Genomic DNA, 12,185 nt, shown 5'->3' with positions numbered 1-12,185 from the left:
AAAATACCGGCCGGAGGTAGACTGAGTGACACGTCGCCGCCGCTGGAAGCCTCCCACAAACCCTTTTCACCGGCGCCGTCGAACCCTCGGGCGATGTCTCTCGAAGCTCATGCCGAGGAACTCGCCTCCGACCTCGGCGTCGACAAAGAGGAGGTCAAACGCGACCTGGAGAACCTGGTGAACTACTCGGTCCCGATGGACGAGGCCAAACAGAGCCTCAGGCGGAAGTACGGCGACGGCGACACCGACGGGGGTGCCCCGTCGAGCAAGGCGATCGGCGAGGTCACGACCGACGACTCCAACGTCACTGTGACCGCTGTCGTCCTCACCACCGGGCGCCGGTCGATCCAGTACAACGGCGAACAACACGTCATCCGCGAGGGCGAACTGGCCGACGAGACCGGCCGGATCTCCTATACCGCCTGGGACGGGTTCGACGGCGACCTCGAACCCGGCCAGACCGTCCAGTTCGGCAACGCCGGCGTCCGGGAGTGGGACGGCCACCCGGAACTGAACCTCGGAGAGAGCACCAACGCCAGCGTCGTCGACGAGAGGCTCGATATCGACGCCGAGGTCGGCGGCGAGGCGACGCTTTCGGCCCTGGAGCCGGGCGACCGCGGTGTCACCGTCGAGGTCCTGGTACTGGAGTGCGAGCAGAAAGTCATCGACGGCCGGGACGGGGAGACGACGATCCTCAGCGGCGTCCTCGGCGACGGGAGCGGCCGGCTCCCGTTTACCGACTGGGACCCACACGACGCCATCGAGGCGGGCGCGTCGGTCCGGATCGAGGAGACGTTCGTCCGGGAGTTCCGGGGCGCGCCGTCGGTGAACGTCTCGGAGTTCTCGACGGTGACGCCCCTGTCGACACCAGTCGAGGTGGCAGACGACGCGCCGCGACTGCCGATCCGCGAGGCAGTCGAGAGCGGCGGCCTCTTCGACGTGGAACTGACCGGCAACGTCATCGAGATTCGTGACGGCTCGGGCCTGATCGAGCGCTGTCCCGAGTGTGGCCGGGTCATCCAGAACGGCCAGTGTCGCTCCCACGGCGCCGTCGAGGGCGAGGACGACCTGCGGACGAAAGCCATCCTCGACGACGGCACCGGGACGGTGACCGTCATCCTGGGCGACGACCTCACCGCTCAGATCTACGGCGGTGACCTCGACGACGCCCGCGACCACGCCCGGGACGCCATGGACAAAGAGGTCGTCGCAGACCGGATCGCCCAGCGTGTCGTCGGCCGTGAGTACGTCGTCCGGGGCTCGCTGTCGGTCGACGAGTACGGCGCCAACCTCAACGCCGACACGTTCGCCGAGGCCGACGACGATCCGGCCGAGCGTGCGAGCGCGCTGCTCCGGGAGGCCCAGCCATGAGCGAGTCCGAGGACGACAGCGGCGCGGGGACCCGCGAGGTCGCCCACCGCCTGTTCGCCGCGGAGTTCGACGACGCCGACTTCTCGTACTCCGAGTCCGACGAGGAGCGGGCGCCCAACTACGTCGTCACTCCCACGGGCGCACGCGTGAATCGCCTGTTCGTCGTCGGCGTCCTCACCGAGATCGAACAGGTCAACGAGGAGGTCCTGCGAGCCCGTGTCGTCGATCCGACCGGCGCCTTCGTCGTCTACGCCGGCCAGTACCAGCCCGACGAACTGGCCTTCCTGGAGGCGGCGACGCCGCCGCTGTTCGTCGCTGTCACCGGGAAGGCGCGGACTTTCGAACCCGAGGACGGCGACCGCGTGTTCACGTCGGTCCGCCCGGAGAGTATCAGCGAGGTCGACGCCGACACGCGGGACCGCTGGGTCGTCCAAGCCACGGAACAGACGCTGGATCGGACCGGCCGGATGGCCGGCGCGAAAGAGACCGGGCTGGCCGGCGACGCCCTCCGGCAAGCGCTGCTCGACCAGGGCGTCTCCGAGGCCGACGCCGCCGGCGTCACGCTCGCGCTGGACCACTACGGGACGACCGGGGACTACCTCCAGGCGCTCCGGGACCTCTCGCTTGACGCCGCCCGCGTCGTCGCGGGCGAACAGGACGAGGCCGGGACGCTGACGCTGTCGCCGGGCGAGGGCGGTGACGACCCCGTCCCGGTCCTCGCGGCGACGGAGTTCGACGCGGCCGAACCGTCCGTGAGTGCCGACGCCGACGCGTCCGACGCGAGCGGGGCCGAGCAGGCCCCGGCCGAACCCACCGACGGCGACGAAGCGGAGGCGACGCTCACCGAACTCGAATCGGAGTCCGACGACGCGACGAGCGCCGAACCGGCGAGCCAGCAGCGCGAGGCCGACACCGCGGCGTCGGCAACCGACGAACCCGACCTCGGTACTGACACCGGGACCGCCGAGTCGGCCGACGAACCGGCGGCCGAGTCCGCGTCGGCGGCGTCCACAGAACCGGCGGACCCGGAGCCGACGGCCGACGAGCCCTCGGCGGGCGACCCCGGTGAGACGCCGGCCGGTGCCGACGACATCGGCGAGACGACGACCGTCGAGGCGGACTCGGACGACGATCTCGGCGAGTTCGACTCGGAGTTCGAACTCGACGACGAGGAGCGCGAGGAGATCAAAGACGAGTTCGGCACGGACTTCCAGAGCGGGTCCGAAGTCGAAGAGCCCGGCGCGGCCGACATCGAGACGCCCGACCCCGAGGAACTGGCCGACGCCGAGGCCGCCCAGCAGGGGGCACCCGCCGGTGCTGCCGACGCCGACTCCGCACCCGACTCGACGGGTGCGCCGGCCGGTAGCGAGTCCGTCCAGCCCGACACCGACGCCGCGACGAGCGATGCGCCGGCCGAGACCCCCGAGACGGCGACCGACGCCGGTGCCGACGAGACGGCCCGGACGGTCGAGGAGGTGCCGGAGGAAGAGCCTGTCGGCGGCGACGAGAGCGGCGGCGAACCAGCCGAAGACGTGGACCTGGAAGACGCGGTCATGGAGGTCATGGAGGAGCTCAACGACGGCGGCGGTGCCGACCGCGAGGCGGTGCTGTCGACCGTCGTCGAGCGGTACGGCGCCGACACAGAGGCCGTCGAGGAGGCCATCCAGGACGCCCTGATGGGCGGCCGCTGTTACGAACCCGAAGACGGGAAGCTGACGCCGATCTGAGTCGGGTCGGCCGAGCCGCGCCGCTTTTTGCCGCCGACGCCGTACGGCGTCCCGATGCACCTCGAACCGGTCCCGGGAGCGCCGGCCGCGACCGCCGAGACCGACGGCCAGCGGCTACTGGTCGTCGCCGACTACCACGCCGGCATCGAGGCGGGGCTTCGATACGAGGGCGTGGAGCTCCAGTCGGCGGCCGCCGACCGACGGGAGCGGCTGTTGGCCCTGCTGGACCGGACCGGTGCCGACCGGCTCGTCGTCGTCGGCGACCTCGGCCACGCGATCGGGGACCCGTTCGAGGACGAACGGGCCGAACTCGGCGCGCTGTTCGAGGCGCTCCCGGTCCCGGTCACTCTCGTGAAGGGCAACCACGACGGCGACCTGGAACCAGTCCTCTCCGATCTGGACGCCGACGTGACGGTGACGCCGGCCCACGGGATCCGGATCGGGTCGGTCGGGTTCGCACACGGGCACACCTGGCCCGCTCCCGACGTGCTGGCGGCCGACCTCGTCTGTGTCGGCCACGAGCACCCGGTCGTCAGACTCGAAGACGCCGTCGGCGGGGCACGCAAGGAGCGTGCCTGGCTCCGTGGCCCGCTCGACCCGTCGCCGTTCGCCGAGCAGTTCGACGAGCGGGTCGAGACCGACGCCGACATCGTCGTCTGTCCGGCGTTCAACGACCGCTCGGGGGGAACCTGGGTCAACGTCGAGGGCCAGTCGTTCCTCTCGCCGTTCCTGCCGGCGGCGCTGACCGACGCCGAGGCGTTCCTGCTGGACGGGACGCGACTGGGTGAGTACCGCCGGGTCTAAAGCAGCGAGAGGACCGTTCCGGCGGCGAACGAGACGACACCGAACGCCAGCGCGGCGGCCGTCCCGGTCCGTGTGCGGCGGGCGAGGACGGCCGGCCGCACTGCGACGGCCAGCGCCGTGAGGAAGGTCACGGCGCCGCCACCCGCGGTCAGCGCCACGGCGGGCGTCGACCACGTTCCGTCCTGGACGCCCAGCGCGGCGTTCGTGACCGCCAGGAAGCCGAAACAGGCGAACAGAGTCCCGTAGACGCGTCGGCGCTGCATCTCAGACGTGGGGTTTCGGCATCAGGTCCTCGAAGGGCTGTGCGGCGAGCCACTCACAGAGCTTACAGAGGTGCTCCAGGGCTGCCTCGAACAGTTCCTCGCCGACAGCCGCGGAGGCGTCGGTCTGGTCGCCCAGGACACCGTTTTCGGTGTTGTCGATCGCGTCGTAGAACGTTCGGGCGCCGTGGACCCGGCCCGAGGACTCGTCGAACTCGACGAGGCCGCCGTCGCGGGCGTCCTCGATGCGGTCCTCGTGGACCAACTCGCCGGCGAGGTGCTGGATGAGCGAGGTCTCTTTCGGCCCGCCGTGTGGCCCGGGCCTCTCGAAGACCTCCTGGATGCGCTCGGTGATCGACTCGTCCCACATCCACTCGATGGCGTACATGGTTTCGGTGTCGCGCAGGCGACGCCCGACCTCCCGGAGGTGGTCGACGTTACCGCCGTGGGCGTTGACGTAGAGCACCCGGTCGATGCCGTGCTCGGTGAGACTGCGGGTCAGGCTCTCGACGTAGTCGCGAAAGGCCGGCGCGTCGACGGACATCGTCCCATGGAACTGCCGGTGGTGGGGGCTGACGCCCACGTTTATCGTCGGGGTGCAGAGATAGCCCGTCTCCTCGGCGGCCCGCCGGGCGAACGCCTCGGCGATGATGTGGTCCGTTCCCTCGGGGAGGTGCGGACCGTGCTGTTCCGTCGATCCGAGCGGGACCAGCGCCAGCGACTCGGCTTCGAAGTACGATTCGAGGTCCGGCCAGGCCTCGTCGGCGAGGTACATACGGTCAGGTGGGCGACCAACCCCTTCAACGTTGAGACTGCGCGGGCGGGGACAACACAAGACCGATATATTCGGACGGAGCCCCTCCGAACGAAGATGGATGTCGACTACCGGACGCTTTCGGTCCGTGTCTTTTTTCTCGGACTGCTCTGTCTCCCCGCACCGCTGTATCTCGGCTACGGCGCGGGCGCGATCGACGGGCTAACACAGACCCGAGTCGAGCACGGCTACTACGCCGAAGACGGGCGCTCCGACGTGGTGGACGGTCGGACGGCGATCGAGTACGGGTCGCTGTCGGCGGCCGAACGGCGGGCGGTCGACCGCATCGTCGCAAACAGCAGCGGCGACGACTACGGAACCTACGAGCCCCGCCTGGAGAACCCGATCGTCGACCGGGAGCCGCCCTTCCTCGTCGAACGGAACGGGACGCTGTACACGATCAGACAGGACGGCGGGACGACGATCGGACCCGGCTTCTTCGGGTTCGTCCTCGGGATGGGTGTCGCCGCCGTCGGCCTCGTGATCTGCGTCGCCAGCGGTATCGGGTACGTCGTCCTCGGCCGCCGCGGGACCGACGGCTGACCACACACCGACACGACGCGCTTAACCTCGCCCAGCCGTAATGGAAGCCGATGAGCGAGACGGGTGTCGCTGCGTTCTCCGCCCTCGGCGACGCTGTCCGGAGCGCCCTCTCCGAACGCGGGTTCTCGACACCGACCGAGCCACAGCGAAAGGCCATCCCACCGCTTGCCGATGGCCGTGACGGCCTCGTGGTCGCACCGACCGGAACCGGCAAGACCGAAACCGCGATGTTACCGGTGCTCGACTCGCTGGTCGAGTCCGGCGACCGCTTCGGGATCGGCGCGCTGTATATCACCCCGCTGCGGGCGCTGAACCGGGACATGCGCGAGCGTCTGGAGTGGTGGGGCGAAACGCTGGACCTGGCTGTCGACGTGCGACACGGCGACACCACGGACTATCAGCGACAGAAGCAGGCCAACGATCCGCCGGACGTGCTGGTGACCACGCCCGAGACGTTACAGGCGATGCTCACGGGGTCGAAACTCCGGACCGCGCTCGAAGACATCGACCACGTCGTCGTCGACGAAGTCCACGAACTCGCGGCCGCCAAGCGGGGCGCGCAGTTGACCGTCGGTTTGGAACGGCTACGGGAGCTCTCGGGGCCGTTCCAGCGGATCGGGCTCTCGGCGACCGTCGGTGACCCACAGGAGGTCGGTCGGTTCCTGACCGCGGGTCGGGGCTGTCGCGTGATCGAGGTTGACATCGGGAGCCGGCTGTCGATCGACGTGGTCCACCCCGCGGTGACCGACCGCGACGAACGCCTCTCCAGCGAACTGGTCACCGACGCCGAGACGGCCAGCCACGTCCGGTTCATCGACGACCTGATCACCGACCACGAGTCCGTGCTGGTGTTCGTGAACACGCGACAGACGGCCGAGGCGCTGGGTTCGCGGTTCAAGGAACTCGGGACGAACCTCGGCGTCCACCACGGCTCCCTCTCGAAGGAGGCCCGCATCGAGGTCGAGGACGCGTTCAAACGGGGCGAACTCGACGCGTTGCTGTGTACCTCCTCGATGGAACTGGGGATCGACGTGGGTCACGTCGACCACGTCGTCCAGTACGGGAGCCCCCGACAGGTGTCGCGGCTGGTCCAGCGGGTCGGCCGCGCCGGCCACCGCCGCGACCAGGTCTCTGCGGGGACCGTGGTGACAACCCACGCCGACGACACGCTCGAAGCCCTGGCTATCGCCAGACAGGCCCGCAACGGGGACGTGGAACCCGCCGAGATCCACGACGGCAGCCTCGACACCGTCGCCAACCAGATCGCCGGCCTCGTGATGGACACCGGCGAGATCCGCGCGATGGAGGCCTACCGCGTGCTGACGCGGGCGTACCCGTTCCGTGATCTGGCCGAACAGCAGTTCAAGGCGGTCGTCCGGGAACTGGCCGAGAACAACGTCGTCTGGCTGGACGAGGAGCGTGACACCCTAGAGAAGCGCCGCGGGACCTGGCAGTACTTCTATCAGAACCTCTCGATGATCCCCGACGAGGCGACCTACGACGTGGAGGACGTGGCCTCGGGCCAGCAGGTCGGGACCCTGGACGAGCGGTTCGTCGTCAACTTCGCGACCCCCGGGGAGGTGTTCGTCCAGCGCGGCGAGATGTGGCGGATCACGAACATCGACGAGGAGAAGGAGACGGTGACCGTCTCGCCGATCGAGGACCCCGCCGGCGAAGTCCCCTCCTGGACCGGCTCGGAGATCCCCGTCCCGAAAGCCGTCGCCCAGGAGGTCGGCGAACTCCGTCGCGTCGCGGGGAGACAGTTACAGGACGGCGCCCCCGTCGACAGCGTCGCCGACCACGTCGCTACCCGCTACGACGCCGACGCCGAGACCGTCGCGAGCGGGCTCGAACAACTGGACGGCCACGAGGCTCCGATCCCCGACGACGGGACCGTCCTCGTCGAGTTCCAGGGCCGGGAAGTCGTCGTCAACGCCTGTTTCGGCCACAAGATCAACGAGACGCTGGGCCGGGTGCTGTCGGCGCTACTGGGTCAGCGGGCCGGTTCGTCGGTCGCGATGGAGGTAGACCCCTACCGGATCGAACTGGAGGTGCCACGACAGATCACCGCCGGCGACGTGGTCGAGGTGTTCGAGGAGACCGACCCCGACCACCTCACCGCGCTCGTCGAGTTGAGCCTGAAGAACGCCGACGCGCTGAAGTTCAAACTCGCCCAGGTCGCCACGAAGTTCGGCTCGCTCAAGCGCTGGCGTGGTCGAGGCTCGACGGAGTTCGGCCGCGACCGCTTGCTCGCGGCCCTGGAGGACACACCGATGTACGAGGAAGCCCTGCGGGAAGTCCGCCACGAAGACCTGGCCCTTTCGGAGACGGCGGACCTGCTGGCGGCGCTCCAGTCGGGCGAACTGGCCCTGGAGACGGTCGGCGAGCGGACACCAATCGGCCTGGGCGGCCGCTCGGCCGGCCGGGAACTGCTCTCACCGGAGAACGCCGACGCCAGCGTCATCCAGACGGTCAGAGAGCGCATCCAGGAGGACCGAGTGATCCTCGCCTGTCTCCACTGCAAGGAGTGGGACCGCAGACAGCAGGTCAAGCGGGTCCGCGAGCAACCGGAGTGTCCACAGTGCGGTTCGACCCGGATCGCGGCGCTGAACCCCTGGGCCGACGAAGTGCTGACGGCAGTCAGAGCGAGCGAGAAGGACGACGAGCAGGAGACGATGACCGAACGCGCCTACCGGTCGGCATCACTCGTCCAGAGTCACGGGAAGCGGGCCGTCGTCGCGCTCGCGGCCCGCGGGGTCGGCCCGCACAACGCCGCGCGTATCATCAACCGTCTGCGGGAAGACGAGGACGAGTTCTACCGGGACATCCTGCGCCAGGAACGGGAGTACGCCCGCACCCAGTCGTTCTGGGACTGAGCGAGCGCGTTCGAGCGTCCCGCCCCCACCGTGTGAACTGACCCCATAGAGTAAACATCCTCCACGAGAGTCGTGTGAACGGACGTACCAATGCCGCAAAGCGAGCCCGGACCCCGGCGGCGGTGGAACTGAGATGAGCACGCCCGAGGACCCCCGCTGTCCCGAGTGTGGCGAGCCCATCGGTCTGACCGCGACCTACTGTATGCACTGCTCGGCGGACCTGACCGACGAGTGGGAGGCTGCCGACGAGAACGACGACGGGGTATGGGACCAGGTCCAGGCCGGATCGGCCGACGACGCCGAGACGGCGACAGCGTCGACCGTCGCCGGCGAGGAAGCCGGCGACCAGGTCCTCGATCCGGACGGCCTCGTCGACAACACGCTCACTGCCGTCGTCGGCATCGCCGGCGGCATCGTCGTCGGACTCGTCGGAACGATCGTGCTCGGGGTCGCGACCCAGAGCGGGTGGGCCATCGCCTTCGGTCTCCTCGCGTGGCTCGGATCGACCGCCTATCTCGTCCGTCGCCGGACCGTCCAGGGCGCAGTCGAGAACAGCGGCTACGCGGTCGCTGTGGTCCTGTTGTTGGTCCCGGTGGTCGCGCTCAGCCCGCTGGTGGCCGTCGACGGCGGTCTCGCCGAGCGCGGGAGCCTCTTCCTCGTCCTGCTGTTGATGGCCGGCGTGCCGGCAGTGATCGCCGCCGTCGTCGGCTGGATCGCCGGCCGGTTCGTCCCCGAGGGCGCCGGGACGGAGGGGTAGTCACTCCTCGTCGTCGAGGCCGGCCCGCTCGTGGAGTCGGCCGGGCTCGCCGCGGAGCTGGCGAGCCGCGCGGTTCGAGGCCCGTCTGGCCAGCAACGCAGCGACCACTGCGGGAACGGCGAGGAGTGCCAGGAGCAGCGCCGTCCCCCCCGAGACGGTCGAGGTACCGGCCGAAAACGTGTCGTAGCCGACGGCGACGACGACAGCGCCGATCCCGGCGACGACCAGATAGAGGCCCCGGGAGAGCACTTCGCTGGGGTTCCGGAACCGGGCGAGATACAGTCCGGGGAGCAGCCAGCCGGCGAGCAAGAGCGTGGCGACGACCCCGAGCGATCGGGCGCCGGTCGCGATGACGCCGGCGTAGGTCACCAGCGGTGCGATGGCGATCCCCAGCGCCAGCCCGGTCAGGAGGACGGCCCACCGGGGTGCCCCACGGGGCTCCGCGTCGAGTGCCTCGGCCAGGTGCTCGGCGAGCGCCTCGGCCTCCTCCTCGGAGAGGAACTGCTCGTCGCAGTGTGGACACTCCATGGCTGTCGGCGCCAGGGGCTCGCCACAGGCCGGACAGGCCGGGTCGTCGGCCGTGCGCCAGGAATCCATAGCCGCTGGTTGCGCCCCTGGGGGCTTGAGTCGTGCGGCTGTGCCCGCTGGGGTGGCGTGCGGTGCGGTGATCCTCCCGCCCGCGTCCAAGAACAACGACTAAGCGGCCACCGCTCGACGGTCCCGCCATGCGACTGGAGGAGTACTGGGGGATCGGCCCGAAGACAGCCGAGCTGCTGTCCGGGGAGCTGGGCGTCGAACGGGCCGTCGAGGCGATCGAGTCGGCCGACACCCGAACACTCACGACGGCTGGACTCTCACGTGGCCGGGCGACGCGAATCCTCCGGCGAGCCAGCGGCGCCGAGTCGATGGAACTGCTTGCCACCCGGGACACTCGTGAGGTCTACAAGGAACTGCTCGACCTGGCCGAGGAGTACGCCGTCACGCCGGACGCCGCCGACCGGGTCCGCGTGCTGACGCCGCTGCCTTCGAAAGAATCGATGGACGAACGCCTCGACGACGTGCTCTCTGCGCGGGACACCTGGGCAGCGCTCTCCGAGGAGAAGCGGGACGCCGTCGTCGATTCCTTCGAGGGATACGATTCTGGCGGTGACCGCGCCGCTGTCGAGACGGCGATCGCTCTCCAGGCGGTCGGTGTCTCGGACGGCGTGTTCGGGCCGGTTGCAGCGCTGGACAGCGACCACCTGACGTCGGCCCGGGCGGCGCTCGCCGGTCTCGCAGGCGAGGGCGACGGCGTCGGTCGCGGCGCCGACGAGGAACTGGATCGGCTCCGTGAGCAGTTGGGCCACGTCGAAGACCTCGCGGCCGGCTCGGCCGAGGTCGTCGAGGCGGTCCAGGACGGCGCCGGACGCCCGTCGGAGTTCCAGGACGCACTGGCGCGGTACGTGACCGACGAGACCGGGTTGGCGCGGGCGCGGGTCCGCGAGGCGATGCCCGGCGAGGCGACGGACGCCCGGGACTTCGTCGAGACTGCGCTACGGGAACTCCGGAGCGGGCTCCGAGCCGACCGGGAACAGCGGGAGTCGGCCGTCGCCGATCGGCTGGAAGACGACCTCGAAGCCGCGCGCGAGACGGTCGACGCAGCGGTCGAGGCCGTCGGCGACCTCGCGCTGTCGGTCTCGCTCGCCCGCTTCGCTATCGCGTTCGATCTCGTCAGGCCGACACTCGTCGAAGATCGGGAGACCGTCGCAGTCCGCGATGCCCGGAACCTCACGCTCGCCGATGTCGACGACCCGCAACCGATCACCTACGCCGTCGGCGATCACACGCTGGATGTCCAGAGCCCGAACGCCCCGCCAAGCGGCGACCGCGTCGCGGTCCTCACCGGCGCCAACTCCGGCGGGAAGACGACGCTGCTGGAGACGCTCTGTCAGGTCCAGTTGCTCGCACAGATGGGGCTGCCGGTCCCGGCCGAGGCCGCCGAGGTCGGTGTGGTCGACACCGTCGTCTTCCACCGTCGTCACGCCTCGTTCAACGCCGGCGTCCTCGAATCCACGCTCCGGTCGGTCGTCCCGCCGCTGACCGGCGGCGACCGGGCGCTGATGCTCGTCGACGAGTTCGAGGCGATCACCGAACCGGGCTCGGCCGCCGACCTGTTGCACGGCCTGGTGACGCTGACCGTCGACCGGGGCGCGCTGGGCGTGTTCGTCACCCACCTGGCCGCCGATCTGGAGCCGCTGCCCGAGACGGCCCGGACCGACGGCATCTTCGCCGAGGGACTCGATCCGGACCTGGACCTCCAGGTCGACTATCAGCCACGTTTCGGCACCGTCGGCAGGTCCACCCCGGAGTTCATCGTCTCGCGGCTGGTCGCGAACGCCAGCGACCCGGTCGAACGGTCGGGCTTCGAGACGCTGGCCCACGCCGTCGGCGAGGAGGCGGTCCAGCGGACGCTCTCGGACGCGCGCTGGACCGACGGCGACGGCGGCTGAGGAGGCGAGCTATGAGGCTTCGAGCCGTTCCCGGACCGCCACCAACAACTGCCGGACCTCGCGTGCGTTGTACCACCGAATCACCGGCGCCAACAGCCACTCCGGGAGCGGGCCCGGTACGTCGTAGCTGGCCGCGTACGTGAGCCGCGTCCCGCCGTCCTCTGGCTCGAACGTCCAGGTGATCGTACCGGTGAGATCGCCGACGAGATCGTAGTCGATCCGCTCGGGTGGCTCGTACCGGCGCGCCCGGACTTCCCCCTCGAAGGTCAGTCCGACCATCCGGTAGACGTACCGGGCGCGGTTGCCGCCGTTGTCCAGCCGCTCGATGCGTTCGGCGACGGCGAGGCTGGGCGTCACCGCCGCCTGGTTCGTCGGCTCGTCCATGAACGCGAACACCCGTTCGACGGGTGCGTCGATCCGGACCTCGTCGATCGTCTCGACTGCCATGTGGGAGGGGACGGCCTGCGCGGATTAATGTGACCGGCTCCGTCGTGGCCCGCTGTTCCGAGGCGAGCGTTGACGGTGGTGGAGTCCCTACGTCCGA

Annotated in this window: 11 protein-coding genes; 7 read left to right on the top strand and 4 right to left on the bottom strand. The window is 69.8% G+C overall.

Annotation, left to right across the window (positions count from 1 at the left end; translation table 11 throughout):
* The first annotated feature begins 93 nt into the window (after nucleotides 1-93).
* The 3 genes from P1L40_RS16155 to P1L40_RS16145 are packed head-to-tail and all read left to right on the top strand — an operon-like array spanning nucleotide 94 to nucleotide 3,902.
* Nucleotides 94-1,371: a Single-stranded DNA binding protein gene (locus P1L40_RS16155; RefSeq protein ID WP_284008508.1), complete on the top strand. Its 1,278-nt coding sequence runs from the start codon at nucleotides 94-96 to the stop codon at nucleotides 1,369-1,371.
* Entirely contained in the window at nucleotides 1,368-3,098 is a 1,731-nt protein-coding gene (locus P1L40_RS16150) for a hypothetical protein (protein WP_284008506.1), read from the top strand. Before P1L40_RS16155 ends, P1L40_RS16150 begins: the two co-directional genes overlap by 4 nt.
* A gap of 54 nt (nucleotides 3,099-3,152) precedes the next feature.
* A complete protein-coding gene (locus tag P1L40_RS16145) occupies nucleotides 3,153-3,902 on the top strand; it encodes a metallophosphoesterase (protein ID WP_284008505.1) in 750 nt (249 codons plus the stop codon).
* Here the strand turns inward: P1L40_RS16145 and P1L40_RS16140 are convergent.
* Together P1L40_RS16140 and P1L40_RS16135 are read right to left on the bottom strand one after the other, a co-directional pair.
* Nucleotides 3,899-4,165 (bottom strand): hypothetical protein, encoded by a 267-nt coding sequence (locus tag P1L40_RS16140; protein WP_284008503.1) that lies wholly within the window; start codon nucleotides 4,163-4,165, stop codon nucleotides 3,899-3,901. The genes P1L40_RS16145 and P1L40_RS16140 overlap by 4 nt on opposite strands.
* 1 nt (nucleotide 4,166) lies before the next feature.
* On the bottom strand, nucleotides 4,167-4,937 hold the full coding sequence (locus tag P1L40_RS16135; RefSeq protein WP_284008501.1) for a creatininase family protein: 771 nt from the start codon (nucleotides 4,935-4,937) through the stop codon (nucleotides 4,167-4,169).
* 96 nt (nucleotides 4,938-5,033) lie between these two features.
* Here P1L40_RS16135 and P1L40_RS16130 point away from each other — a divergent pair, with 96 nt between their 5' ends.
* From P1L40_RS16130 to P1L40_RS16120, 3 genes are all read left to right on the top strand, one after another.
* Entirely contained in the window at nucleotides 5,034-5,519 is a 486-nt protein-coding gene (locus P1L40_RS16130; protein ID WP_284008500.1) for a DUF7979 domain-containing protein, read from the top strand.
* A gap of 50 nt (nucleotides 5,520-5,569) precedes the next feature.
* The gene (locus tag P1L40_RS16125; RefSeq protein WP_284008498.1) at nucleotides 5,570-8,395 is read left to right on the top strand and encodes a DEAD/DEAH box helicase; all 2,826 of its coding nucleotides are present in this window, start codon (nucleotides 5,570-5,572) and stop codon (nucleotides 8,393-8,395) included.
* Nucleotides 8,396-8,528: 133 nt separating this feature from the next.
* A complete protein-coding gene (locus P1L40_RS16120; protein ID WP_284008496.1) occupies nucleotides 8,529-9,152 on the top strand; it encodes a zinc ribbon domain-containing protein in 624 nt (207 codons plus the stop codon).
* On the opposite strand, the gene P1L40_RS16115 is transcribed toward P1L40_RS16120, so the two are convergent.
* Entirely contained in the window at nucleotides 9,153-9,749 is a 597-nt protein-coding gene (locus tag P1L40_RS16115) for a zinc ribbon domain-containing protein (protein ID WP_284008494.1), read from the bottom strand.
* 128 nt (nucleotides 9,750-9,877) lie between these two features.
* Here P1L40_RS16115 and P1L40_RS16110 point away from each other — a divergent pair, with 128 nt between their 5' ends.
* Complete coding sequence (locus tag P1L40_RS16110; protein ID WP_284008493.1) at nucleotides 9,878-11,641, top strand: MutS-related protein; 1,764 nt, start codon at nucleotides 9,878-9,880, stop codon at nucleotides 11,639-11,641.
* A gap of 9 nt (nucleotides 11,642-11,650) precedes the next feature.
* On the opposite strand, the gene P1L40_RS16105 is transcribed toward P1L40_RS16110, so the two are convergent.
* Nucleotides 11,651-12,088: an SRPBCC family protein gene (locus tag P1L40_RS16105; RefSeq protein WP_284008491.1), complete on the bottom strand. Its 438-nt coding sequence runs from the start codon at nucleotides 12,086-12,088 to the stop codon at nucleotides 11,651-11,653.
* Nucleotides 12,089-12,185 lie beyond the last annotated feature (97 nt).

It is taken from the genome of Haloarcula pelagica, assembly GCF_030127105.1.
In the GTDB taxonomy this organism is placed as follows: Archaea; Halobacteriota; Halobacteria; order Halobacteriales; family Haloarculaceae; genus Haloarcula; species Haloarcula pelagica.
This window is presented reverse-complemented; position numbering and strand designations above follow the sequence as displayed.